Source organism: Mesorhizobium sp. M0028 (assembly GCF_040323855.1).
Classification (GTDB): Bacteria; Pseudomonadota; Alphaproteobacteria; order Rhizobiales; family Rhizobiaceae; genus Mesorhizobium.
This window is the reverse complement of the sequence record NZ_JAMYVG010000019.1, coordinates 19,968-44,879: the sequence shown is the minus strand read 5'-3', so window position 1 is coordinate 44,879 and position 24,912 is coordinate 19,968. Positions and strand designations below refer to the sequence as shown.

Below are 24,912 nucleotides of genomic sequence, written 5' to 3'. Positions count from 1 at the left end.
GCGCGCTATCCGGTTTGACCGAGTTGCGGCGATCGGAACATCGGCGGCTCATGGTTTTTATGCGGGAGCCTCAGACAGGGTGATGGATGTGCTCAAGGAGGCCGCGCCCCGCGCCCTGGGAGCGGCCGAGGTCGTCGACACATTCGAACGGGCTTGAGACCGAGCTGGCTGTCGCATGAACTGCGGCCAACGGCCGGAACTGTCACTAGCGGTTCATGTTCATGATCGCATTCGTCGGCATCAAATTGTGGTCGAGGTTGGCCATGATCCAGATCGAGCCGCCGATCACCAGGACGACGATCAGCACGCCGAAGGCAAGCGCCAGGGCGTTGTTGGTGTTGTCCGGCCCCGTCGTGATATGCAGGAAGAAGACGAGATGCACGCCCATCTGCGCGATCGCCAGCACAATCAGCGCCACCGGGATGCCCGGTGCCCATATAAGGTTGGTTCCGAGCAACCAGAACGAGGCGATGGTCAACAGCGTTGCCAGCCCGAGGCCGATCACATAGCCGCGTAACCCGGATCCGACCTCGGCGTCGCCGAGGTATTCGTCACCCGGCGCCGTATCGATGTCGTAGCGCTCCAGGCCATCGGTGTCGCGCCTTTGCGCATGGCGGTCGTCAGCATTGCTCATCGACTTGCTCCCAGGAGATAGACCACCGTGAACAGGGCGACCCAGATGATGTCGAGGGCGTGCCAGAACAGGCTGAAGCACATGAAACGCCGAAGAATATCGTCGCGGAATCCCTTGGCGAAGATCTGCGCCATCATCGTGAGCAGCCACAGCAGCCCCGCCGTCACGTGCAGGCCATGGCATCCCACCAGCGTGAAGAACGCCGACAGGAAAGCACTGCGCGTCGGTCCGGCATCGCGGGCAATCATATGCGCGAACTCGCGCAGCTCGAGCAGGATGAAGCTGGCGCCGAGCACGAAAGTGAGAGCCATCGCAACATAGAACCAGGAGCTTCGCCGCGCGGTCACGGCGAGGCTGGCGAGACCGCAGGTAAAGCTCGACAACAGCAGGGCCGCCGTCTCGATCGCGACGTTGCGCAGGTCGAACAGCTCGGCTCCGCTTGGTCCGCCCGCCGTCTTGCCCGCCAGCACAGCGTAGGCCGCAAAGAAGGCCGAGAACATCACGATGTCGCTCAGAAGGAAGATCCAGAAGCCGTAGCCGACGACGATCCGGATCGGTGCCGGTCCGCCGTCGCCATGGCCGGGGGCATGGCCGTGCCCGCGATGGCCGAGGTGGTAGGGGTCACGCTCTCGAACGTCGATCGCGGTCATGGCCTTGGCCCCGTATACGTGGCCAGCGCCTCGCGGCGGGCACTTCGGTTGGCGCGGTCGATCCGGGCGACTTCGGCGGCAGGAATGACGTATTCGGGTATGTCGCGCCACGCGAATACGACGAAGGTGGCGAAAGCACCGAGCGCGCCGAGCGCCACCATCCACCAGATGTGCCAGATGAGGGCGAAACCCATCACGGTCGCAAAGAAGGCGCAGATGAACCCGGTGGGACTGTTGCGCGGCATCTCGATCGGCTCGTATTCAGGCTCGTCGCGCAGCCGGTTTTGCTCGCGTGCCCGCTGCTTGATGCTCCAGTAGGGCTCTTCGCCCTCGACATGCGGAAGCGCGGCGAAGTTGAAGACCGGCGGCGGCGAGGGTGTGGCCCATTCCAACGAACGGCCGTCCCAGGGATCCCCGGTGACATCGCGAAGCGCCGCGCGCTGTCGGATGCTGACGACGAGCTGAATGATCTGGGCGACCACGCCGGCGGTGGTGATTAACATGCCGGCGCCGGCAACCAGCACCCAGGGATACCAGGCCGGCACGTCGAAATGCTGCATGCGGCGGGTCATGCCGAGCAGGCCGACGGTGTAGAGCGGCACGAAGGTGGCGTAGAAGCCGATCAGCGTCAGCCAGAAGGCCAGCTTGCCCCAGCCCTCGTGCAGCCGGAATCCGAATGCCTTGGGAAACCAGTAGGTATATCCCGCGAAGGCGCCGAACAGCACACCGCCGATGATGACGTTATGGAAATGCGCCACCAGGAACAGGCTGTTGTGGAGCAGGAAATCGGCCGGCGGCACGGCCAGCAACACGCCCGTCATGCCGCCGATGACGAACGTCACCATGAAGCCCAGCGACCACAGCATTGGCGTCGCGAAGCGGATGCGGCCGCCATACATGGTGAACATCCAGTTGTAGATCTTCACGCCGGTACCGACAGCGATAATGCTGGTGGCGATGCCGAACGCGGCGTTGACGTCGGCGCCGGCTCCCATGGTGAAGAAGTGGTGCAGCCACACCATGAAGGAGACGATGCAGATGAAGAGCGTCGCGGCCACCATCGAGCGGTAGCCGAACAGCGGCTTGCTGGAGAACGTGGAGATAACCTCCGAGAAGATGCCGAACGCCGGCAGGACGAGGATGTAGACCTCGGGATGGCCCCAGGCCCAGATCAGGTTCACGAACATCAGCATGTTGCCGCCGGCTTCATTGGTGAAGAAATGAAAGCCGAAATAGCGGTCGAGCGTCAGCATCGCGAGCGTCGCGGTGAGGACCGGGAACGCGGCGACGATGAGCAAGCTGGCGGCGAGTGAGGTCCAGCAGAACATCGACATCCTGAGGTAACTCATGCCGGGCGCCCGCATCTTCAGGATCGTGGTGACGAAATTGATGCCGGTGAGCAGCGTTCCGACGCCCGCTATCTGCACTGCCCACAGATAATAATCGACGCCGACGCCCGGCGAGTAGGCGGTCTCGCTGAGCGGCGGATAGGGCAGCCATCCGGTGCGCGCGAATTCGCCGATCACCAGCGAGATGTTGACCAGCAGCGCACCGGTGGCGGTGAGCCAGAAACTCACCGAGTTGAGCGTTGGAAAGGCAACGTCGCGGACGCCGAGCTGCAGCGGCACGACCAGGTTCATCAGGCCGATGACGAACGGCATCGCCCCGAAAAAGATCATGATGGTGCCGTGGGCGGAAAAGACCTGGTTGAAGTGGTCGGGCGGCAGATAGCCGGGCGCCTGGAAGGCGAGGGCCTGCTGGGACCGCATCATGATGGCGTCGCTGAAGCCGCGCAGCAGCATCAGCAGCGCCAGCAGCGTGTACATCACGCCAATCCGCTTGTGATCGACGCTGGTGATCCATTCGCGCCACAGATAGGGGAAATGGCCGGCCAGGAAGACCCAGGCCAGCACACCGAGGATTGCCAGGGCGACGACCGCCGAGGCGATCATCGGCAGAGGCTGATCGAACGGGATGACGTCCCAGCTCAATTTTCCGAGCATTGTCAGCCTCCTGTCTTGGGCGATACGCTCGGCTCGGGGCGACCGGCCTGGGGGCCGGGCGCGGGCGGAACGCCCTGCGTCGCGATTTCATGGAAAAGGTCCGGCTCGACCGAGCGATAGGTCGAAGGCGGCACGTCCAGGCTCTGTCTGGCCAGTTCCTGGTAGCTGGCCCTGTCGAGTGCCTGTCCTTGGCTTCGCGCCGAATTGACGAACGCGTCGAAGGCGTCGACCGCGACAGCATGCAGCACGAATTGCATGCCTGGAAAACCGTCGCCGCTGAAGTGGGCCGACCGCCCATAAAATTCGCCCTGCTGATCCGCCTGCAGGTGAAGCTGCGTCGTCATGCCGTTCATCGTGTAGATCATGCCGCCGAGCTGAGGCACGAAGAACGCATTCATGACACTTGCCGAGGTAAGCGAGAAATGCACCGGCCTGCCCGCCGGCACCACGAGCCGGTTGATGCTCGCGACATTCTGCTCGGGGTAGATGAACAGCCATTTCCAGTCGAGCGAGACGACCTGCACCTCAAGCGGCTGTTGCTGGGAATCCAGCGGCTTCATTGGATCGAGGTCATGCGACCCGATCCAGATGATGCCGCTCAGAAACAGGATGACGAGGATGGGGATCGACCAGACCACCAGTTCGATGCGTCCGGAATAGGCCCATTCCGGCAGATACCGCGCTCTTGTGTTGGTTTCCCGGAACCACCAGGCAAAGCCGAGCGTCGCCACGATCGTCGGGATGACGATGGCCAGCATGATGGCAACCGAATTGAGCAGGATCGTGCGCTGCGCCGCGCCGACTGGCCCGTGAGGGTCGAGCACGCCGCCCTGGCAGCCGGCAAGCAGCCCGGCAAGTAGCGTCGTCGCGCCGACGCGGCCAAGAACGGCACAGTTTCGAACGATCGCCCTCGGCAACATGAGATCTCGCCGTTTCCTGAAAACCGATTGGAACGTTGCAGGCAGCGTGGCTGCCAACCCCGAATGTGCGCGCCGGTGTGCTCCTGGCGACAGTTTCTTCACGCACGCGGCTCCGGCTGGCAGAACCACATGCCGTGGATGTCGTTAAGCGGTCAACCTGTCGAGAACCCCTCCAAATCCTAACAAACCAGCGGCAAATCCCACGCAACCAAAGCCAAATCTTAAGAAACCAGAAACAGTACCCAGATCGAAGTTATCGCCAGAAACGTGGCGAATGCCAAGGCGGCAAACCGGTTCATGGCCGCGCCCACAGTTGGGCCATTTCGTCCGCTCCCTACGACTCGGCGCTGAATCCAGTGACGCTGCCCAATGATGCTGCTCAAGATGGTTGCGCCAACCGAACGTATGTTCGTCGCGAAAGTTCCAAAAAGCCAGACCCGTCGCAGCCTTTGGTTGAAGGCCGGCGACAATGCGATGCGCACCAGCGGCGGTTGGGGCGGTTTCCCTGCCAAACGAAGTCGAGACTGGTTTTGCGTATGTAAAAATTACTTGTCTAGGTGAAAATAGTTGCTACTAATCGGCTGGGTGGTTCAGGGAGGAATTTCGGGCATGACAAGACTGCGCGGTCTCGCGTGGGATCACCGACGCTGCTGGGGTCCGCTCGACGCCAGCATCGGGCCGTATTGTGCCGCCAATCCCGGTCTTGAGATCGAATGGGACCGCCGCAGCCTCTACGAGTTCGGCGAGGGCGCGCTTGGTCCGGTGCTCGGCGCCTATGATCTTGTCGTGTTCGACCATCCGTTCATCGGCGATATTGCCGAAGGCGGGCTGATGGTGCCGTTCGATTTGTCGGCTGAGCAGCGCCGCGGCTTCGAATGGGATTCGGTCGGCGCATCCTGGCAATCCTACGCAAGGGACGGGCGCCAATGGGCGTTGCCGATCGATGCTGCCTGCCAGGTTGCCTCGTATCGCCCCGATCTCTTGGAGCGCTACGGGCCGCTGCCGCGCAGCCATGACGAGGTGCTGGAGCTCGGCCGGCGCGCCTTGAAGGACGGCAAATGGCTTGGGCTGCCGTTGGTGCCGACTGACGCCATGTGCCTGCTTTTGACGCTGGGCGAACCGCGGGAAGACGGCGACGAGTTCATTGCCAGGGAAAAAATCGAGCAGGCCGTTGGGCAATTGCGCCAGCTTGCGGCGCTGTCGCATCCGGACTCGCCGAAATGGAACCCGATCCGCTGCTACGATCATATGATCGCGCATGACGATGTGGTCTACGTGCCGTTCGCCTTCGGCTATGTGAACTATGCCTTCAAGGCAGACAGGCCGTATCTGCGCTTCGCCGATGTGCCGACGCCGCGATCCGCCGGCGCCTTGCTCGGCGGCGCCGGCGTCGGCGTCAGCGCCCAATCGAAACACAAGCAGGCAGCCATCGATTACGCGCTGTTTCTGTGCTCGCCCGGCTATCAGCGCGGCGACTATGTGAAATCCGGCGGACAGCCGGGATCGCTGGCGGCGTGGCAGGATGCCGAGGTCAACGCGCTCTCGGGCGGCTTCTTCGCCTCGACGCTGGCGACGATCGAAGCCTCCTATCTGCGCCCGACCCATACGGGCTTCATCAGCTTCTTCCGCCAATGCGCCCCTCATGCTGCCGCGGCCATCGCCGGCGAATTGCCGGCGGCCGAGCTCGCGGATCGGCTGAACCGGCTCTATCGCGAGACCAGGCATGGCCAGCCGCAACGGAGCGTCGCGTAATGGCCGCCGATATTGCCCAGATCGTCGACGAAGGCGAAAGCGGCCGCAACGGCTACCGCGTGCCCGCTGTGGAGAAGGCGCTCGATATCCTGGAATTCATGGCTGCCAGCGGCGAGCCGCTGACCCAGACAGAGATCGCCACCGGAATGGGGCGCTCCATTCACGAGATCTACCGCATCCTGCTGCTGCTGGAGAAGCGCGGCTACATTTTCCGGACGCAATCGGACCGCTTCCGCCTGTCGCTGAAGCTATTCGAGCTGGCGCATATGCATCCGCCGGTAAACCGCCTGGTTGAATGCGCGCTGCCGGTAATGCGTGGCCTCGCCGCCAATGCCGATCAGAGCTGCCATCTGGTCGTGCGCGAAGGCGAGAGCGCGCTGGTCGTGCTGCAGATCGATTCGCCTTTGCCGATGCGTTATTCGGTTGCCCTCGGCTCACATTTCCCGATCCTCGAAACGAGCTCCGGCGCGGTGCTGCTGGCGCATTCGAGCCGCGCCGAGCGCGACCGCATCGTCGAACGGATCGTCGCTGCGGGCGAAGGCCAAGGCAGCCGGGCGGAAATCGAAGCGCGGCTGAACGACGTCGCAAGGCTCGGCTATGAAATGCGCGCCTCGCTGGCTGTCGAGGGCTGCACCAACATCTCGATGCCGGTGCGCGACCATACCGGCGCGGTCATTGCCGCGCTCACAGTCCCGTTCCTGCCGCAAAAGGCCGCCCGCTTCGATCGCAAGACCGTCTTTGAACGGACTAAGGCGGCCGCCGAGACGATATCGGCGGCGCTGGGCGCGGGTGAAGCTGCCTACCCTTCACGTGCCGACCCGGAACGGCGGGACTATCCGTTCAGCAACTGACAAGAAATACAGGGAGAAGAAACATGAACTGGTCCAAATCAATGCTGTTTGCCTCGGCGGCCGCGCTGGCTCTGAGCGCCGCCGCGGCACACGCCGAAAACATGCCGAAGCGCATCGGCTACGTCACCAACTACGCCACGCATGAATGGTATCAGAACGTTATCAAGGGCATGCAGTCCCGCGCCAAGGAACTCGGTATCGAGCTCGAGGTGCAGGACGCCAATCTGGACGTTGCCAAGGAGGTCTCCGCCGCCGAAGATTTCATGGCCAAGGGCGTTGACGTCCTGATCATCACGCCCGTCAACGAGGAAGGCGTCGTGCCGCTGCTGCGCCAGGCGAAATCCAACAACGTTCCGGTCGTGCTCGAAGGCAATCCGGTCAAGGGCATGACCACCATGGTCGCGATCTGCGACTACGACACCGGCTACACCGCCGGCGTTGAAGCCGGCAAATACGCCAAGGAAAAGCTCGAAGGCAAAGCCAAGGTGATGAATGTCGGCCTGCCGCTGCTGTCCGCCACGGTGCTGCGTTCGCAGGGTTTCATGGACGGCCTCAAGACCATCGTCCCCGACGCGGTCATGGTCCACGACCTCGACGGCGGCGGCAATCCGGACCGCGCGCTCGAAGTCTCTTCGGCGGCACTTGCCAAGAACGCCGACATCAACATCATCTACGGCATCAACGATTCCTCGTCGCTCGGCGGCCTTCAGGCCTGGAAAGCGGCCGGCAAGTCGCAGGATGGCCTGTTAACGGTCGGCACCGGCGGCGAAGGCCTTGCCTTCATCAATGCCATGCAGAACGAGCCGTCCTATCGCATCGAAGCCGCGATGTTCCCGGAAAAGGAAGGCTACACCGCCATCGATGCAGCGGTTAAGCTCTTCAACGGCGAAGAGGTGCCGGAACACATCGTCAGCCCGACCGCGCCGATGAACGGCGACGACTGGAAGAAGTTCTACGACTACGACGGCACCACACGAACGATCAAATGGGATGCCGTCAATGCGCTTCAGCCACCGGAAAAATGCATGAAAACTTCCGCCGACCTGAAGAAGTAAGGATTCCGGGTAGCCCTTCCCGCGCGGCGGGAAGGGCATCGGACCGGATGCAGACGGGAAAACAGGTCAACCGCCCTGTTTTGGCCGGCAAGTTCCAAACGGCGACGCTGCCCGAAAATGAAATGGACATGAGCGAGCTTACGCAATCCTCCGCGCCAAGGCGTTTCATCGGCGGCCAGCTGCTGGGCAGCAGCCAGCTGGTGCTCGGCGTGATCCTGGCCGTGCTCTGCATCGCCATTTCGATTGCGGCGCCGCAATTCTATTCCGAGGCCAACATCATCGCCATCCTGCGCCAATGCGCGCTGGTGCTGATCGTCGCCTCGGGCATGACGATGCTGATCATCACCGCGGAAGTCGACCTGTCGGTCGGTGCGTCGCTGGCCTTTGTCGGCTGCATCGGCATGGCCGTACTCAATTCAACGCACAGCCTGACGCTCGGCCTGCTGGCGGCGCTCGCCTTTTCCGGTGCGGTCGGCCTGTTCAACGGGCTGGTTGTCACCAGGCTCAAGGTGAACTCGCTGATCGCCACCATCGGCACCATGATGATGCTGCAGGGCGGCGTCTATCTGTTCACCCGCGAAGCGGTGCAGAACCACCACCGGCTTGCAAGCTTCACCGATCTCGGCGCCGGCTATATCGGCGCGATCCCGCTGCCGGTGGTGATTGCCGCGCTGATTTTCGCCCTAGCCGCGGCAACGCTGCGCTTCACCACGCTCGGCCGTTATCTTTACGCGGTCGGCGCCAATGAGCGGGCGGTCCGCCTCTCCGGCGTGCGCTCGCAACGCCTGAAGCTGTTCGCCTTCGTCGTCACCGGCCTTTGCGTCGGCATTGCCGGCATGATCCTGTCGTCGCTGATGAATGCCGGCCAGCCGACCGCCGGCCGCGGCTTCGAGCTGACTGTGATTGCCGCCGTCATCCTCGGCGGCACCAGCCTGCTTGGCGGCCGCGGCTCGCTGCTCGGCACGTTGCTGGGGGTGCTGGTGCTGAAGGTCATCGACAACGGCATCATCATCCTCGGCTGGAACCAGGACCTGCAGATGGTGGTGCCGGGCATCGTCATCATCCTGGCGACCTATCTCGACATCGTCCGGAACAGAGCCAATGTCGGTTGACTTCCTTCACCCCGGCAAAACCGCGGCCGTCGATAAAAGCGTGCCGGCGCTGGAGATGCGCGGCATCGGCAAGCGCTTTCCCGGCGTGATGGCGCTGGACAATGTCGATCTGACCCTGGAACCCGGCAAAATCCACGCCCTGATGGGCGAGAACGGGGCCGGCAAGTCAACGCTGATCAAGATCATGGCCGGGGTCTATGGCAAGGATGCCGGCACCGTCCGCCTGCGCGGCCGCGAGGCCGACATCAAGTCGCCGCACGACAGCCTGAAGGAAGGCATCAAGGTGGTGTTCCAGGAGATCGCGCTGATCGCCGAATTCAGCGTCGCCGAAAACATCTTCCTCGAAGGCTATCCGACCGGCAAAGGCGGCTCGATCGACTGGAAGAAGATCCGTGCCGATGCGGCCGCCTTGTTCAAGCGCATCGGCTTCAACGTCGACCCGGCGGCGCGCACGGGATCGCTGCCGGTCAGCCAGCAGCAAATGGTCGAGATCGCCCGCGCGCTCGCCCATGAAGCTCGCGTCGTGGTGATGGACGAGCCGACCTCCTCGCTGACGCCGAACGAGGTTTCGCTGCTGTTCACCGTCATCCGCCGGTTGGCCGCTCTCGGCATCGCGGTGCTCTATGTCAGCCACAAGCTCGACGAGGTCTTCGAGATCGCCGACACCGTTACCGTGCTGCGCGATGGCCGTCACGTCTCGACCAGGCCGATCGGCGAGCACACCAACGGCACGCTGATCCAGGACATGATCGGCCGGCGCATCGAGAACCTGTTCCCGCGCAAGCGCAGTGCGCCGGGCAGCAAGGTAGCGCTTTCCGTTGAAGGGCTCAGCACCGCCAAGAAACTGAAGGACGTATCGTTCGAGGCGCATGCCGGCGAGGTCCTCGGCTTCTTCGGCCTCATGGGGGCCGGCCGGACGGAGCTCGCCAAGGCCATCGTCGGTTACGACCCGATCACTTCCGGCGCCATTTCGGTCGATGGCAGCCGGCTGCTGCCGCACGACACCCACACCGGCGTCCGGCTCGGCATCGGACTGCTCACCGAGGATCGCAAGAGCGAAGGGCTGATGGGCGAGCTGCCGGTCTACCAGAATGCCAGCCTCGCCTCGCTCGGTGCCTTCGCCAGAATGGGCTTCGTCGACAAGGCCAGGGAACGCAAGGCGGTGCAGGACTATGTCGACCGTTTCCGCATCAGGACGCCCAGCCTGTTCCAGCAGGTCAAGAACCTGTCCGGCGGCAACCAGCAGAAAGTGCTGATCTCGCGCTGGCTGATGCGCGGTCTCAAGGTGATCGTCGTCGATGAACCGACCCGCGGCATCGACGTCGGCGCCAAGTCGGAGATTTTTGCGCTCATCGACCGGCTCGCCGGCGAAGGATTGGCGGTCGTCATGATGACGTCCGAAATGCCCGAGCTGCTGGGGCTTGCCGACCGCATCGCGGTGATGTGCGAAGGCCGCCTCACCGCGATCATGCCTCGCGACGAGGCCACGCAGGAGAACATCCTCAATGCGGCGATCGGATAGATGATGATGCTTCGCGACAGCATTCCCTGTCATTCGGCCGACGCTTTCGAAGGGACCAAGCGATGAGCCTGGCAAGCACCGACACCATGAAAGCTGGGCCGTCCATGCTGGCGCGGCTCGTCGCGCGGCAGGAATTGGCATTGCTCCTCTGCCTCATCCTGGTGATCGCGTTCTTTTCCTTCACCGCCGAGAATTTCTTCTCGGTGCGCAACATCACCAATGTGCTCGGTCAGGCTTCGCTGGCGCTCACCGCCGGCATCGGCTGCGCCATCGTCTTCATGTCCGGCGAGGTCGACATCTCGATCGGCTCACTGCTGGCGACCATCGCGCTGCCGCTGATCATCATCATGAACGAAACCAACTCGCTGCTGCTCGGCATCAGTGGTGCGCTGCTGTTCGGGCTGATCATCGGCGTCGTGAACGGCTATCTGACGGCCTATGCCGGCATCAACTCGCTGATCGTGACGCTGGGCACGATGTTCATCATGCGCGGCGGCGTCTATCTCTACACCGGCCAGCGCGCCATCCCCGACGATGCCGCGCTCGACAGCTTCATCGCGCTGTCGGACGGCCGACTGTTCAATGTCATTCCCTATTCGGCGGTTATCGCCATCGCCCTGCTCGCCGTCTTCGCCTACATGATGCTGCACCGGCCGTTCGGACGGCAGATCTATGCCGTCGGCGGCAATCCGGAAGTGGCACGCCTGGCAGGCTACGATGTGCGCCGCGTCAAGTTCATCTGCTTCATCATCAGCGCACTGCTAGCAACGGTTGCCGGCATCATCCTGGCCGCCCGCGTCGGCTCTGCGCAACATACGGCCGGGCTGAATTTCGAGTTCCAGGTCGTTGCCGCCACCGTGCTTGGCGGCGTGAGCCTTGCCGGCGGCATCGGCAGCCTGACCGGCATGGCGCTTGGCGTGCTGATCCTGCAATTCCTGTCCAACGGCCTGCGCGGTCTCGGCCTGCCGACCGAGTGGCAGCTGGTCATCACCGGCGTGATCATCATTGCCGCCGTCGCCTTCGACGAAGCGAAGCGCCGGCGTGCCATTGGAGGCTGATATGGATCGTCTCAAAGGGAAAACCGCAATCGTCACCGGCGCCGCCGACGGCATCGGCCATGCGATCAGCGAGGCGATGGCGCGTGAGGGCGCGCACGTCGTCCTCGGCGACATCGCCGACGAGAAGGGTGAAAAATTCGCGGCGGAACTGCGCGCCGCCGGCCACCGCGCCGACTACGTCCATTGCGACGTGGCGGAGGAGGCCGATATCGCCGCCCTCATCGACGCAGCCGTCGCCAAGACCGGCCATCTCGACATTCTGGTCAACAATGCCGCCATCGCCATCGGCGGCATGCCGGTTCACGAAATGAGCGACGAGCAATGGCACCGGCTGATCGCGGTCAACCTGACCAGCGTGTTCCGCGGCTGCAAATATGCGTTGCCGCACATGATCGCGCAGAAATCCGGCTCGATCATCAACATGGCCTCGGCGCAAGGTCATATCGGGCTCGACGGCTGGACCGCCTATGCCGGCGCCAAGGGTGCGGTGATGGCGATGACGCGCCAGATGGCGGTCGAGTTCGGCCCGCTCAACATTCGCGTCAACTCGATCTCGCCCGGCACCATCAGCACGCCAATGAACGATAAACTGGTCAAAGAGATCGGCGGCAACCTCGCCAAGGCCTGGGTCAAGATGCATCCGCTCGGCCGCATCGGCAAACCGTCCGAAGTGGCCGAAGCCGCTGTCTATCTGGCCTCCGACGCCGCTGGCTTCACCACCGGTACCGACCTGCGCGTCGACGGCGGCCTCACCGCAGCACCCCGCTACGTACCCGACCTGCTTTGACAACAAACGAGACAAAAATGAACAAGGCCCTCGAAGGCGTCCGCATTCTCGATTTCAGCCATCTGCTGCAAGGGCCGTTCGCCACGCAGCTGCTCGGCGACATGGGCGCCGACGTCATCAAGATCGAGCGTGCCGGCGCCGGCGACATGTTCCGCGGCATGACCTTCTTCGCCAAATGGGTCGGCGGCTCCGAAAGCCCGAATTTCCTCGCCTGGAACCGCAACAAGCGCTCCATCGCGCTCAATCTGAAGAGCCGCAAGGTGCATGCCATCATCATGGACATGGCCAAGAAGGCCGATGTGGTGGTGCAGAATTTCCGCCCTGGCGTGCTCGCCAGGCTCGGCTATGGCTACAAGGACTTTAAGGCGGTCAATCCCGCCATCATCTTTTGCTCGGGCTCCGGCTATGGCGAGGAAGGCCCCTATGTCGAGCGTCCCGGCCAGGACATGCTGATCCAGGGATTGTCCGGGCTGATCTCCAACACCGGCCGCGGCGATCAGGCTCCTGTTCCGGCCGGCGCCGGCCTGGCCGACCAGATCGGCGCCATGAACATGGTCTATGGCATCCTGTCGGCGCTCTACTATCGCGAGAAGACCGGCAAGGGCCAGAAGATCGAGGTCAATCTGCTGGCCGGCATGCTGGCGCATCTCAATCAGGAATATGTCGCCGTGCTCAATCTCGGCGAGGATTTCGTGCGCCCGAATTCAGGCATCGGCCACCCCGGCATGCAGGCGCCGTTCGGTATCTACGAAGCGAAGGACGGCGGCTATGTGTCGATCGCCATGAGCCCGTTCAAGACGCTGTATGAAGTGCTGGAGGCGCCGCAGCTTGCTGTCTACGACGATCTGAAGACGCTGTTCGACAAGCGCGACGAGGTGTTCGACAAAGTCAACGCCGAAACCAGGAAGTTTGCCACGCAGGACCTGCTGGCGCGGCTGTTGGCGGTCGACATCTGGTGTGCCGAGGTGAAGGACATAAGGCGCGCGGCCGAGGACCCGCAGGTCAAGCACCTGGGCATGATCACCAGCTACGATCATCCGCGCGGTGGCAAGGTCAGGGTGGTCGCACCGGCCGTCAAGATGAGCGAGACGCCGGCTACCATAGAGCGGCCGGCGCCGCTGGTCGGCCAGCATGGCCGCGAGATACTGGCCGAGTTCGGCCTCTCCAGCGGCGAGATTGCAGCACTTGAGGCGTCCGGCGACATGACCGTGGATGCTGCCTGACGATGAGCGTTTACCAGACACTCAGTTTGGAAATATCCGGGCGCGTCGCGGTCGTCACCTTCCGGCGCGCCGATCAGCTCAACGCGATGAACCGGCTGATGCAAAGCGAGATCACCGAAGTTTTCGAGGCGTTGTCGAAGAATGACGGCGTCGGCGCGATCGTGGTGACCGGCGAGGGGCGCGGCTTTATGGCCGGCGCCGACATCAAAGAATATGCTGCCCAGACAGCTGCAGAGTTCGACGCCTTCCAGGCCGCCGGCACACGCATGTATGCGGCGATCGAGAACTACCGCAAGCCGGTCATCGCGGCGGTCAACGGCTTTGCGCTCGGCGGCGGCATGGAGCTGGTGCTGTGCTGCGACATCGTCATCGCCAACCAGTTCGCGAAGCTCGGCCTGCCCGAGATCAAGCTCGGGCTGGTGCCCGGCGGCGGCGGCACCCAGCGCAGCGTCCAGAAGCTCGGCCGCAACCGCGCCAATCTGCTGCTGATGACCGGCGCCATCGTGCCGGCTTCCGAGTTCGTCGGCGCCGGTCTGGTCAACGAGATCGTCGATGCCGAAAGGCTGATGCCGCGGGCGCTGGAACTCGCCGAGATGATCGCCGCCGAACCGGCCGCAGCGATCGACGGGCTGAAAGGGCTGACAGCGCATGCCGTGTCGGGCGATCTGGCCGACGGTCTTGCCATGGAACGCGATGTCCTGGGTGGTCTCTACCGCAGCGAGATCGGCCAGCGCCGCGTCAAGGCGTTCGCTGAAAAGAGCGCGGCACGGGCCAAGGCTGCGAAATGACGTCTCTGGTCAAGCCGAACCGGCCGCGCTTCACCGATGTCGAGGGGCTGGCCGCGATGGTCGGCGGCGGCGACGTCTTCGGCGTCGGCGGCCATCATTTTGCCCGGCTGCCGATCGCCCTGCTGCGCGCCATCGCGCGGTTGGGCGTACGGGATTTGCGCTACGTCTGCTGGGCCGGCGGCCTGCCGCTCGAGCTGCTTCTCGAAGCGAATGCCGTGGCGGAAATCGACCTCTGCTTTTCCAGCCTCGATATTTTCGGCCTGCCGCCCCGCTTCCGCGCGGCTGCCGAGACGAATGCCGTGCCGGTTCGCGACTGGACCGCGCTGGCCATGATCCAGGCGTTGCGGGCAGCGCAGCAGAACCTGCCGTCAATGCCGTTTCAGCTTCCGCAGGGTTCGGATATGCTGGCTCGCGTGCCCGGCGCGATCGCCGCGCCCGATCCGGTCGACGGAATCACGACCGGGGTCATCCCGGCCTTGCGGCTCGATACGTTCGTCGTCCATGCTCAGCGTGCCGACCAGAGCGGCAATGTCCAGATCATCGGACCACGGGCGCTGGACTTCGCCATGGCCGGCGCGGCGCGCCAGGTGCTGGTCACGGTCGAGGAGATCGTCCCTGTCGGAGCGCTGCGCCATGACGGCCGCCAAAGCATTTTGACCCGCAACCAGGTGTCGGCCATAGCGCTGGCGCCAGGCGGCGCCTATCCCGCCTCCTGCCTGCCATTCTATGTGACGGATTATCAAGCCTTGGCGGCAGCGGCGGCCAAGGAGATACCTTTGGCGGACAGCCTGAGCGTGCCTTCGGAGGGTGTGCCGGAGCGGGTTCAAGACGCTGCGAAAGTCCGCGCTGAAACAGTCCTCGCAATGCCCGGGCTCGTGCACGGCGAAAAGAAAGCATCCATCGACCAGATCATTGCTGCCCGCATCGCCGCCGAGCTCGACAATGACAGCTTTGCCAGCGCCGGCGCCGTGTCGCCGCTGGCCAATGTCGCCTACCGGCTGGCCAAGGCGACGCACGCGCCGGACATGATCATCGCGACGATGAGTTGCGGCCATCTCGACATAGCGCCGAGCCCGATGATCCTGTCGCTGATCGAAAGCCTCGATTGCGGGACGGCGGTGGCCCATGCCGGCGGCGACGACACCTATTCGACCTATTATCAGGCCGGCGCCGTGACGCATGAGATCGTCGGTGCCGCGCAGGTCGACCGACGCGGGCGCGTCAACACCATTGCGCTGCGCAAGCGCGACGGCAGCCTCATCCGGCTGCCCGGGCAGGGCGGCATGGCTGATGTCGCCAACATGCATCGCGATTATCTGCTCTACATCCCGCGCCACTCCCCGCAGTCGCTGGTCGACACCGTCGAGATCGCCAGCTCCGCGCGCGGCTTGCTGACAGAGGCCGAACGCGACCCGATGGGCTATCGGACCGGGGCGGCGCTGGTGTTCACCGACCTTTGCATCTTTCGGCTCGACCGGGAGAGCCGGCAATTGGTTATCGTCGAGACCATGCCGGGCGTGACGCGCCAGCAGATCCAGGATGTCACCGGCTTTGCCCTGACATTCGATGCCGATTGCCGCGAGGTTCCGCTGCCCTCGAACGAGACGCTCGACATCCTGCGAAACCGGATCGACCCGCTCGGCCTGCGCCGTCTCGAATTCGTCAGCGCCAAGGAGCGTGGCGCGCTCATCGCCGAGATCCTGGCGGCCGACCGGCTGATGGTCGAGCGCTGTATTGCCGTGCAGCGGTCGCATACCGCAACAGGCTGAAGAGGGGTGGCGCATGGCAAAGCCGTTGCTCGAAATGTCGGCCGCGAAGGTCTTCTTCGACGGCATCTTCACCAGCCCGCGCGTCGCCCATCCGGAAGGCGTGGCTATCCATCGCGACGGCTCGATCTGGTGCGGCACCGAAACCGGCGACCTGCTGCGCCTCGCCGCTGATGGCGGCTCCGTCGAGCACATGGGCGGCACGGACGGCTTTCTGCTCGGCATCGCCTTCGATAGCGCGGGAAACTGTTTTGCCTGCGATTTGAGACATTCGGCGATCTTTCGCTGGAATGCCGGAACGGGTCATATGGAGCGCTTCGCCTCGGCTGGCATCCGCGTGCCGAACTATCCGATCGTCGACGAGACACGAGGCTGGCTCTACGTTTCCGACAGCCTCGGCGAAGACAACCGCTCCGGCATCTTCCGCTATGATTTGCAGATGGGCGAAGGCGGCCTGTGGTGTAGCGAGGCCATGGCCTTCGCCAACGGCATGGCGATGGCGCCGGATGGGAGCGGGCTTTATGTGGTGGAAAGCCATGCGGCCTGCGTCAGCTATGTGCCGATCCGTGCCGACGGCACGGCAGGACCTCGCCAGCTCGTCGTGGACGGCGTGAACAACGTCCCCGATGGCGTTGCCTTCGCGCCGGACGGTTCGCTGTTCATCTCATGCTACGAGCCCAGCCGTATCTATCGCTGGCGAAAAGATCGCGGGCTCGAGGTGCTGGTCGAGGATCCGGCGGCAACGACGCTCGCCCATCCCACCAACATCGCCTTCAAGGGCGACAGGCTTTACACCTCAAATCTCGGCCGCTGGCACATTACCGAAATCGACCTGACGGCGATTTATTAGGTCGGGCCGAACAGGGCGGCGCTCCTCAGGGCTATTGCAGGCGGCCGTGACTGGAGCGGATGCGCAACACCTGCACCCGCGACGGCAGCTCGATCAGGAACTCTTCGTCCCGCTCGAGATGGTGGATTTTTGTCGGATCGCCACCGGTAAACGCCGCCATCGCCTCGACATCTTCCCAATAGGAAATCGTCACGAATTCCGAATGGGTCGGCGTGTCCTCGCGAAAGGTCTGCACGCCCAGCGCCTTCTCGACCAGCGGCTTGATGCCGGCCTCGTAATTGTAGCTTTCATAGGCGTCGGCCTTCTCAGGCAAGGTTCTGCCACGCCAGACACGGGCGATCGTGGGGGTTTTCTGTGTAGCTTTCTCCGTCATTGCCAAATTCCTGCTGTCTCGAATGGTTCCGACCCGGCATTCAGCCTGGCAAGGCCAGCCAAGCAACGCATCTTCCCTGCTGGGCAACCCGGTATCCGGTTGCCAGCGGCGGTTTTCATCCTCCCGGTCGACGTAGGTGGGCTGCCCAGATAGGGCTTCCTTGCCGACCGCTAGGAGACTTACTCCTGATCCTCGGCGCCCCCTCCATGGAAGAAGGATCGGATTTCCTGCATGTCGACGCTGTCGTCGCCGTCCTCATCGACGGCGTTGAATATCCGCCCGACGAAATCCTGGACTTCGCTCTGAGAAAGCGCGCCGTCGCCGTCGGCATCGACTATGGCGAACATCATTCGCATCCTCGCGCCATGCATCCCCCGTCCCATGCCACCGCGGCCACCCGTCTCCCAGCCTCGGTCAGGCGGGCCCATCCTGTAGTCGCGATGCCGGCGGTCGCGACCGCGCCGTTCCGCCCGGGGCGCGCGATCCTCTTGCATTCTCTCCTCCAGCATCTCGGTCATCATCTGGCGCATCATATCGCGCATGGCATCCTTGCTCTGCCCGTTCATTCCGGGCGACTGTTCGGCGCCACGATCCGGTGCCGGCGTTGCGGGCGCAGGTGGGCTCGTCTGGCCGAATGCCGGCGCGGCCAACATAGCCAGCGCCGCGGCAACTACTGTGGTTTTGCTTGCGAGCGTCATCGTAATCTCCATCGGTATGAATTGGTGGCTGCTGCATCCAAGCCAAACCGGCTGCTCGCCTCATGGTTCCTGGGCAGTCGGCACGGCCGCACAAAAGTCCGCCCGATCGCGGCAACGAAAGCGGCTTGCCCACGTTGCCATTGATGCGAAGCTCCACCAGGAGGAAAAAATGGCTGACGATAAGAGCAAGCGAGATTTCCGCGACCGCGATCGCGTTTCCGCGGAAGATGAACGTGAAGTCGAGTATTTTGCCCAACAGAACGGCATCACCGCCGACCAGGTCCGCCAGCTGATCAAGAGCTTCGGCAATGATCGCGGGCGCCTGATCGAAGCCGCGAAGGCGTTGCGAGGGATTTCACCTGCCGGAGCGGACGAGGTGACCAGCGAAGCCCGCCAACAGAGAACGCCTATGCATCTCGGCAAACCCGACGAGTGATGCCAGGCAGCTGCTCTGCCGCTGCCGCAGGCGTCAGAACTTACGGCTCAAATAATCCGAGCCACGAAGGCCGAACCGCCACTCCGCATCGACAGCCTTGGAAATGCCGATCCGGCGGCCTGTAAGAATGGCGCTGGCGTCGCCCGGCCGCCTGAATTCGAATGGCGGCACGTCCAGCGGCAGCCCGTCATGGGATTTGTCGATTGCCAGCGCCTGGCAAAGGCGACCCGGTCCCGAACAAAGCAGCCCGGGATCGTCAAGGCCGCGATTGGCCCGCATCACCTCCAGCCCGGATTGCGGTTCGATTGCGCGGATAAGCACGGCACTGCCGGGCAGGCAGACGGCATTGAGGCACCAATGCAGGCCATAGGAGCGATAGACATAGGCGCTGCCCGGGGCGCCGAACATTGCGCCATTGCGCACCGTCCTGCCACCGAAAGCATGCGAAGCCGGGTCATCCGGACGATAGGCTTCGGTCTCGACGATGATGCCGCCAACGCCGTGCAAAAGCAGCGTGGCGCCAATCATGTCACGCGCCACGATGGTGGCGTCTCGGGCAAAGAATTGATGGTTCGTGGTCAAAGTGCACCGGACGGATCGCGCCTCAACCTGGCGCGGCAGCAAGTTCCTGGACCGGACACGAAATGTCCAGCCACTGCTCTCGGATATGCGATATTCAGCGCAGCAGGGCTGCGCCGATGAAAACCGCCGCGGCCAGCACGACGATGGCGGCAATCACCATGACTGGCCCATATCTACTCGGTTGGACGTCGGGCTCATCCTTCAGCGGACGCATCGCATTGGCATAGCTCGCCTGGTTGGTGAACTCCGGCTTTTCATGAGGCGCAGACCGATCCTTTGCCGGAACGCTGCCGGCCGATTCCGCGTCCGTCTCCATGGGAGCCGCGGCTGGGTCGATCCCCGGTGTCTTATCCCCTCCGCGCCCGGCGTGGATATCGCCCCGCGCTTGAGCCGGGCTTCGCCCAACAGGTGCTGCGTCGGTCATCGTCGAGGTCCTTTCAGAGCATCGGCCTCAAGCATTCTAACCTGCGTCTCATTTCAAAGTTCCCACGTTTCAAAGTTCCCCCTTCTTAAAGTTCCCCCTTCTTAATGTTCCAACGAGCGGAAGCCGCCCAGGCCTGTTTACAGGAACAACCGACGATCGAGCGGGTTGAGCAAGCATTGGGGAGAGCAAGATGGACTTGGTGCGCCACGCGCCTACATGCGCGGCAGTTCGACAACAGGCCCCAACGAGCGCGCATGATCTACTTCACCGCCGACACGCATTTCAGCGACCCGCGCATTCTGCGCATCGACCGCCGCCCGTTCGGCTCGCTGGCGGAGCATGATCGGGCGCTCATTGCGTTCTGGAACGAGACTGTCGGCCCGGACGACGAGGTCTGGCACCTCGGCGATTTTGCCAAGGGCTCGGCGTCCTTCGTGTCGTCGCTGCTGTCGTCTCTTCATGGCAGCAAGCACTTGATCATCGGCAACAACGATGCTGCGACCACCATTGACGCGACGGGTTGGGCGAGCACGCAACATTACAAGGAGCTGAGCCTCGACGGCAGTCTGCTGATCCTTTGCCACTATCCTTTTCGCACCTGGAACCAGATCGGCCGGAGGTCGATCGACCTGCATGGCCATTCGCACGGCCGGCTCACCCCGGTCACGCGCCAGTATGACGTCGGCGTCGACAGCTGGGATTTTCGTCCGGTCACGCTTCCCGCCATCCTCGCCAGCCGCGGCCGCCGGCCGGCGCGGACAAAACCCGGCTGAAGGCGGCTGGCCGCAACCGGAACCTCCGCGGAGCTGAGGCGTTCGAAAAATTGCAAGGCGTAAAGGCAACGGCAATGGCTCAGAAGATCACGACAGGCATGAATGACCGGCCGCGCAATGAAACCATCGGCCAATCCGGCGAAGGCCTGCCGGACGACAGCAGCAGGCAGCTCGAGGTCGACGAAGGCTGGGTCGCCCGGCTGAGAGACAAGCTGCTGGGAAAACCCCGGCAAGCCGCTCAGACCAACGCGGACGAAGTTCCGGCAGGCGTTCCCGGGGCAGGCGAGAATATCTGCCGCCGCTGTGCAGGGTCAGGCATGATCGACGGCGGGACCTGCCCCGAATGCGGCGGAATCGGCAAGGTGACGACGCCGATCGGCGGAGGCTAAAGCAAATTCCAGGAAAAGTGTGAAACAGTTTTCCGTCCAGAATTGCGTCAAAACAAAAAGACAGACCGGTTCTGCGTTTCCGTGAAACGATGAACCGTTCCAGCGCGGATCAGATCGCCGGCACCCACTTCCAGAACACGCCCTCCTTGCGGTCGGGGTAGTGCTTGAACTCGCATTCGAAGCGCCAACCGTAGTTCTTCGCGGCGGCAAGCGCTTCCTTGCTGACCGGGTTCATGCCGGTTCCCGGCGCAAACCAGTCCTCCAGCAAGTCATCGGGGACATAGGCGCCGATCCTCAACGGCAGCTTTTCGAGGACGACATCCATTTCGGGTGGTGCAGGCACAGGGGCGCTCCTTTGAGATCAACTCACGAAGAAGTCGTTCGAGGTGGATTGGGTTCCAGGGCGCCGGAGATCGGGGGTGATTGTCATGAGGGGCAGAGGTCAAAGTTCCCCCTTAGGCGTGGCGATGGGACCAGGAAGCACTAAACGTCAGATCGTGGAAAACGCTGCCTCGCTAAACTCCCTGCCAAAGGTTGCATCATCGACCTTTCTGCCACGTGTGAATATCAGCGTTCGCCAAGCGTCCTCGCCGTCGATGGTGATTGTGACTTGGAAATCTATGTTGGCGTCGGTTTTTGATGACCCGTTCGCCCGGAGTGCTGGGCGACCGCCGACGGTGACGGGTTGCCACTCTGTTGTGACGGTGAAGTTTTCCGAGATAGTTTGCTGAATAGCCGTTGCATAGGCCTGCGGATCGATATCGCTAGCCCCCAATTTCTCGTGGCCGAATAGCGCCTCGGCCAACAGGCTGTCCGCCGCGAAATGGTATAGATCCCCACCCTTCGCCTCAATGTCTTTAGGGTGCCATGTGCCAGAGAGCAGCGTCGTTCTCTTAGTTATTGGGTTCCGCCATGTGAACGACGCAAGCTCCTGCCGATCCAGTTCCTCCGTGTGAGCGACAAAGGCTATGAAGCCTCCGACGAGGCCCACGAGTATCAGCACTCCCAGCGATTTGCGGAAGGCGGAGACAGGTCGGGCTTCAACCCGACCTCTTCCTAAATCGTAGCTGGCTGGTTGGCCGGCAACTACCTTTCTGTATTGGGAGCCTTGCGTGAATAGCGCGATGAAGGGAATACCTATTGCGAGGCCTTCCGTCCAAACCCTCATCTCCCTTTTCAGGAAGAACCCCAGCGACCCCTGCTGGGTAAGCTTTCGAACTGTGATCCCCAATAAGGCCTTGCCTATCGTGTTGCCGAAGGTGGCAGTACAGAGCGCAAGGAGGATCATTACGATAGGCAGGAAAATCAGCCCGAGGACTTTATCATTTGCGCTGTTTAAGGCGAGCAAAGCTGATGGGAGATAGAAAGCTAACACCAAGCCGAGAGAGATCGTTAGCATTGTGGTGACGAGCCAGACGTCGAGGCATCGAGCAAGAAACCTTAGCCAAGGCCCTGCCAACGGCAACTCTTGAAGTCTCGGGATGCCCCCGCTTATTGACGTTGCGATGACCGGCGGGGCTGAGCTAGAGCCCGGTAATGGTGGTGGTTTCTTTGGGATAAGTTCGAGCAGTAAAGGCACGTCCGAAAGTCGCGCCCAATTCGGCATTTCTTCGTTCCAAACAAGCGTCGCCGAATTTATTGTCCCACTTTTGATTAGCGCAGCAAGCTCATTAGTTGACAACGGTCCAACGTGATCCAAGTTTTTTGCGTAGTACCACATCGACCCCTCCCTCACCCGAGGCAATGAAGCGCCAAGATGGACTTACTTGCAAGAGCTTCAATGTCTGACCCCCAGCGTATCTTTGCGTCATGGCAAACTTGTTTTGGGGCGGGCGCAACGGCCGACTAAATTCGGGGTCAGAAATTCGAGAGGTCATCTTGCTTGGCGCGGGGCTGCCTTCCCCCTCGGGTGCCGATGGGACCGTTCAAACTTCAAAGGCCACCCTCCCTCGACGTAGCGCGAATCCAGCGGGGAAATCCGCGCGGGTTGAGACTCTGTTCTTAAAGGCAGCAGGGGTGCTCGCCTTGACTTGTACTGTTGATCGACGGGAGGGGCGTAGAGACGGGAGCGAGTTTTACTGTGAAGCAGTGCGGACAGGCTTCAGGTCGCCCCGTCCGCCCGGTCTCTCAGCGCGGCGATGATCGCACTGGGCGCTCCTCTCATGATTCCGATAATGTCGCGGACGGGGCCTTGCAGAGTACCCGCTAGCGCCAACAACTCTGGTCTTCCGCCTAGGCGGTAGTTCGTCGCTTGCAGAGCGTCGTCGTATAGGCACTTCGTGATGCAAGATACGATGGTGGTGAGAAAGCTGACGTAGCCGGAAATCAATGGGGGTCCCCAGCCAGAAGCTTGGCTGAACCTATGCACAACGACATCTCGCTCATCGAAGAGGCCGTTCCATTTCGAAACGATCTCTTGAAGCCGCTGGTCAGGCTCAAGATCGGGATAAAGCGCTGTTGCTGACGGTTGAGCTTGAACGCCCTTCCAGAACTCTCGCATGCCTAGCTTTTCGGTGATCTCGGAGATTTGCTTGGACCTCATGTTAGCCCGGTTGTAGGTGATTTCCTCGGAGAAAAACTCAAAGCCGGGCTCATCTGAAAGGCATTTTGAGAGTTGCGCGACAATCACCTTAGAGTCCAGCTTGGCGTCCTTTTGCGATTTTCGGAGCAACTCGATAGCGCCACTAAGATTGGCGCCAGCGAGTGCAGGCCGCAAATTGCTATATCCTACAGAATACTCTTGAATAAGCTTAAGGTATTCTAGCGCAAGCGCCCGAATGCCCTCCTCAACGATCGATGCGAGAGATACCACCACGTTGTTGCAAACCAACACTCGCAATTCGGCAGGAGCGCTGGTGCCTTGAACGAAAGCAACAAGGCTATCCGCCTGTGTTAGGGCGTCGCTGATTTCCTTCTCGACAAGCTGCAAACGCGCCAGCGCGTCTCTCATCGCAGGAACTTGTCCAGTATGGCGCCCACCACCGCGATGCGCTCTTTGATGGCCGCAGCAGTGTTTGCTTGCCCGGTAAGAAGGTCCCGCCGATCTCGCTTAAGGTCCTGCAAGGCCGCCCTTATGGCCGCGGCGTGCGGCTCCAATTTCTCTATAGATGCTTCGCGCCTGCCAAGTGCCCCCATAATGGCATCGTAGAGAGCAACCGACACTCGCGGCCCTTTGCCGTGACTACCTTCGAGGAGAAAGGGGTCATCCCCAAATATCAGCCTCGCCTTCGAAATTGTCTTTTCGAACAGTTTTCGGCTCAACGCTATTTCGCCCTCTGAGAGCTTCTGTCGCCGAGTCATAGTTTTGTTCAGGATGCTATCCATCGAGCCCGCGATGTTGGCATCATTGTCCAAGGCGAAGAAACGGAGGACAATCTGGCAATCGCCCATGGTGCTATAAAGCCGGTTCTTCTGTCGGTCCGGATTCTCATAGTATTCGCTTTGGTCGGTTTCCGTATACAGCGGGATGCCAAAACAAGCACAGAAATCAGCGTTTCGGGATAACTCAACGATTAAGTCATTGAACGGCCCTCGATAGATACTATTGCGCATCTCCTGACGGTTAAGCGGTTGCCCGCCAGTGTTGAGCCGTTCAAACACATATCGCCTGACAAGGTATGGATCGGTAGCGTCACTTTGCGTCTCATGCAGCAGCACTACGGCGCTAAGGGAGGAACGGTCCAGTGCCCGCTTTAGCCTTGGCGGTAGACGCCGATATGTCCGCTTATGTAGGAAAGTGAGCTTTTCAAGGCCGCTCAAAGCAAAGTCATTTTCGAGAAATGAATGGATAGCATTGAGGCGCTGCTGGCCGTCCATAACTTCGTATCGAGCCAATTCATTTTCGTACAAAAATATCGGAGGCACAGGGATGTTCAGGAGGAGGGACTCGATTAGCAGAGATTTCTTCTTGTCGTCCCAACGAGACCGTCTCTGATATTCAGGCCGCAGATTGAAGATTTCCCTATTGTCTATCAGATCGCGAATCTGCGGTAAAAGATAGTTATGTGTCTGATAAACGACACGAAACGATATCTTGCTGTACGCTTCCTCGATCTCAGCGTCTGTCGTGGGATTGCTTGTAAGAAACTCTTCGATCTCGTCGTCGCTGAGTTCCAGCAGAGTTTCATCGGTGATGTTTGGCATCCTCATCCCTCGTCCTGGTTCGTAGGTTTGATTTACGCGGAAGAGGAACCATCGTCCAATCCCATCTATCTCTGTTCCTTCGAGAGAGTTTCACAAATCGCCCAACCCTCATCGCATGGTTTG

Annotated in this window: 27 protein-coding genes; 15 read left to right on the top strand and 12 right to left on the bottom strand. The window is 61.9% G+C overall.

The features are described from left to right. Positions 1-205: 205 nt before the first annotated feature. Genes cyoD through cyoA form a run of 4 tightly spaced genes read right to left on the bottom strand, consistent with a single transcriptional unit; the run spans position 206 to position 4,207 of the window. Positions 206-634, bottom strand: coding sequence for a cytochrome o ubiquinol oxidase subunit IV (gene cyoD, locus NKJ93_RS26070; RefSeq protein WP_023720496.1), 429 nt, complete (start codon positions 632-634; stop codon positions 206-208). Next, positions 631-1,284 (bottom strand): cytochrome o ubiquinol oxidase subunit III, encoded by a 654-nt coding sequence (gene cyoC, locus NKJ93_RS26065; protein WP_023720495.1) that lies wholly within the window; start codon positions 1,282-1,284, stop codon positions 631-633. The genes cyoD and cyoC overlap by 4 nt, the downstream gene beginning before the upstream one ends. Then, complete coding sequence (gene cyoB, locus NKJ93_RS26060) at positions 1,281-3,287, bottom strand: cytochrome o ubiquinol oxidase subunit I (RefSeq protein WP_352481453.1); 2,007 nt, start codon at positions 3,285-3,287, stop codon at positions 1,281-1,283. The genes cyoC and cyoB overlap by 4 nt, the downstream gene beginning before the upstream one ends. 2 nt (positions 3,288-3,289) lie before the next feature. Continuing rightward, positions 3,290-4,207 carry a ubiquinol oxidase subunit II gene (gene cyoA / locus NKJ93_RS26055; RefSeq protein ID WP_352548035.1) on the bottom strand — a complete coding sequence of 306 codons (918 nt, stop codon included), beginning with the start codon at positions 4,205-4,207 and terminating at the stop codon, positions 3,290-3,292. Between the two features lie 369 nt (positions 4,208-4,576). Between cyoA and NKJ93_RS26050 the strand changes: the two genes are divergently transcribed. The 12 genes from NKJ93_RS26050 to NKJ93_RS25995 all read left to right on the top strand — a co-directional run bounded on the left by NKJ93_RS26050 (position 4,577) and on the right by NKJ93_RS25995 (position 16,971). Continuing rightward, positions 4,577-4,768, top strand: a complete 192-nt coding sequence (locus NKJ93_RS26050) for a hypothetical protein (RefSeq protein ID WP_352481454.1) — start codon at positions 4,577-4,579, stop codon at positions 4,766-4,768. 48 nt (positions 4,769-4,816) lie between these two features. Next, positions 4,817-5,959, top strand: coding sequence for an extracellular solute-binding protein (locus NKJ93_RS26045; protein ID WP_352481455.1), 1,143 nt, complete (start codon positions 4,817-4,819; stop codon positions 5,957-5,959). Beyond that, positions 5,959-6,810: an IclR family transcriptional regulator gene (locus tag NKJ93_RS26040; protein ID WP_352548037.1), complete on the top strand. Its 852-nt coding sequence runs from the start codon at positions 5,959-5,961 to the stop codon at positions 6,808-6,810. Before NKJ93_RS26045 ends, NKJ93_RS26040 begins: the two co-directional genes overlap by 1 nt. A 23-nt stretch (positions 6,811-6,833) precedes the next feature. Then, the gene (locus NKJ93_RS26035; RefSeq protein ID WP_352591958.1) at positions 6,834-7,865 is read left to right on the top strand and encodes a sugar ABC transporter substrate-binding protein; all 1,032 of its coding nucleotides are present in this window, start codon (positions 6,834-6,836) and stop codon (positions 7,863-7,865) included. Between the two features lie 128 nt (positions 7,866-7,993). After that, positions 7,994-8,977 carry an ABC transporter permease gene (locus NKJ93_RS26030; protein ID WP_023720488.1) on the top strand — a complete coding sequence of 328 codons (984 nt, stop codon included), beginning with the start codon at positions 7,994-7,996 and terminating at the stop codon, positions 8,975-8,977. Continuing rightward, entirely contained in the window at positions 8,967-10,499 is a 1,533-nt protein-coding gene (locus NKJ93_RS26025) for a sugar ABC transporter ATP-binding protein (RefSeq protein WP_352591955.1), read from the top strand. Before NKJ93_RS26030 ends, NKJ93_RS26025 begins: the two co-directional genes overlap by 11 nt. A 62-nt stretch (positions 10,500-10,561) precedes the next feature. After that, a complete protein-coding gene (locus NKJ93_RS26020) occupies positions 10,562-11,557 on the top strand; it encodes an ABC transporter permease (RefSeq protein WP_352591952.1) in 996 nt (331 codons plus the stop codon). Between the two features lies 1 nt (position 11,558). Next, a complete protein-coding gene (locus NKJ93_RS26015; protein ID WP_352591949.1) occupies positions 11,559-12,344 on the top strand; it encodes an SDR family NAD(P)-dependent oxidoreductase in 786 nt (261 codons plus the stop codon). Between the two features lie 17 nt (positions 12,345-12,361). Beyond that, complete coding sequence (locus NKJ93_RS26010; RefSeq protein ID WP_352591947.1) at positions 12,362-13,567, top strand: CaiB/BaiF CoA transferase family protein; 1,206 nt, start codon at positions 12,362-12,364, stop codon at positions 13,565-13,567. A gap of 2 nt (positions 13,568-13,569) precedes the next feature. After that, complete coding sequence (locus NKJ93_RS26005) at positions 13,570-14,355, top strand: enoyl-CoA hydratase/isomerase family protein (RefSeq protein WP_352591944.1); 786 nt, start codon at positions 13,570-13,572, stop codon at positions 14,353-14,355. Next, entirely contained in the window at positions 14,352-16,124 is a 1,773-nt protein-coding gene (locus NKJ93_RS26000; RefSeq protein WP_352591941.1) for a CoA-transferase, read from the top strand. Before NKJ93_RS26005 ends, NKJ93_RS26000 begins: the two co-directional genes overlap by 4 nt. Positions 16,125-16,137: 13 nt before the next feature. After that, a complete protein-coding gene (locus tag NKJ93_RS25995) occupies positions 16,138-16,971 on the top strand; it encodes an SMP-30/gluconolactonase/LRE family protein (protein WP_352591938.1) in 834 nt (277 codons plus the stop codon). A 31-nt stretch (positions 16,972-17,002) separates the two neighbouring features. Here the strand turns inward: NKJ93_RS25995 and NKJ93_RS25990 are convergent, their stop codons facing one another. Together NKJ93_RS25990 and NKJ93_RS25985 are read right to left on the bottom strand one after the other, a co-directional pair. Further along, on the bottom strand, positions 17,003-17,344 hold the full coding sequence (locus NKJ93_RS25990) for an antibiotic biosynthesis monooxygenase family protein (RefSeq protein WP_352591935.1): 342 nt from the start codon (positions 17,342-17,344) through the stop codon (positions 17,003-17,005). A 179-nt stretch (positions 17,345-17,523) separates the two neighbouring features. Beyond that, on the bottom strand, positions 17,524-18,042 hold the full coding sequence (locus tag NKJ93_RS25985; protein WP_352591932.1) for an EF-hand domain-containing protein: 519 nt from the start codon (positions 18,040-18,042) through the stop codon (positions 17,524-17,526). 169 nt (positions 18,043-18,211) lie between these two features. On the opposite strand from NKJ93_RS25985, the gene NKJ93_RS25980 reads away from it, so the two are divergent. Then, the gene (locus tag NKJ93_RS25980) at positions 18,212-18,478 is read left to right on the top strand and encodes a DUF3606 domain-containing protein (protein ID WP_023720478.1); all 267 of its coding nucleotides are present in this window, start codon (positions 18,212-18,214) and stop codon (positions 18,476-18,478) included. 33 nt (positions 18,479-18,511) lie between these two features. Here the strand turns inward: NKJ93_RS25980 and NKJ93_RS25975 are convergent, their stop codons facing one another. Then, positions 18,512-19,060, bottom strand: a complete 549-nt coding sequence (locus NKJ93_RS25975; RefSeq protein ID WP_023720477.1) for a DNA-3-methyladenine glycosylase — start codon at positions 19,058-19,060, stop codon at positions 18,512-18,514. Positions 19,061-19,154: 94 nt separating this feature from the next. After that, positions 19,155-19,376, bottom strand: coding sequence for a hypothetical protein (locus NKJ93_RS25970; protein WP_352548048.1), 222 nt, complete (start codon positions 19,374-19,376; stop codon positions 19,155-19,157). 362 nt (positions 19,377-19,738) lie between these two features. Here NKJ93_RS25970 and NKJ93_RS25965 point away from each other — a divergent pair, with 362 nt between their 5' ends. Next, positions 19,739-20,257, top strand: coding sequence for a metallophosphoesterase (locus NKJ93_RS25965; RefSeq protein WP_352591929.1), 519 nt, complete (start codon positions 19,739-19,741; stop codon positions 20,255-20,257). 74 nt (positions 20,258-20,331) lie between these two features. Continuing rightward, complete coding sequence (locus tag NKJ93_RS25960; RefSeq protein ID WP_352591994.1) at positions 20,332-20,646, top strand: hypothetical protein; 315 nt, start codon at positions 20,332-20,334, stop codon at positions 20,644-20,646. Between the two features lie 109 nt (positions 20,647-20,755). Here NKJ93_RS25960 and NKJ93_RS25955 read toward each other — a convergent pair whose 3' ends face one another. The 4 genes from NKJ93_RS25955 to NKJ93_RS25940 all read right to left on the bottom strand — a co-directional run bounded on the left by NKJ93_RS25955 (position 20,756) and on the right by NKJ93_RS25940 (position 24,789). After that, entirely contained in the window at positions 20,756-20,989 is a 234-nt protein-coding gene (locus NKJ93_RS25955) for a hypothetical protein (RefSeq protein WP_352481466.1), read from the bottom strand. 147 nt (positions 20,990-21,136) lie between these two features. Then, positions 21,137-22,366, bottom strand: coding sequence for an RDD family protein (locus NKJ93_RS25950; RefSeq protein WP_352591926.1), 1,230 nt, complete (start codon positions 22,364-22,366; stop codon positions 21,137-21,139). A 381-nt stretch (positions 22,367-22,747) separates the two neighbouring features. Further along, entirely contained in the window at positions 22,748-23,596 is an 849-nt protein-coding gene (locus NKJ93_RS25945) for a HEPN domain-containing protein (RefSeq protein ID WP_352591923.1), read from the bottom strand. Beyond that, on the bottom strand, positions 23,593-24,789 hold the full coding sequence (locus NKJ93_RS25940) for a GmrSD restriction endonuclease domain-containing protein (RefSeq protein ID WP_352481469.1): 1,197 nt from the start codon (positions 24,787-24,789) through the stop codon (positions 23,593-23,595). The genes NKJ93_RS25945 and NKJ93_RS25940 overlap by 4 nt, the downstream gene beginning before the upstream one ends. Positions 24,790-24,912: the final 123 nt, after the last annotated feature.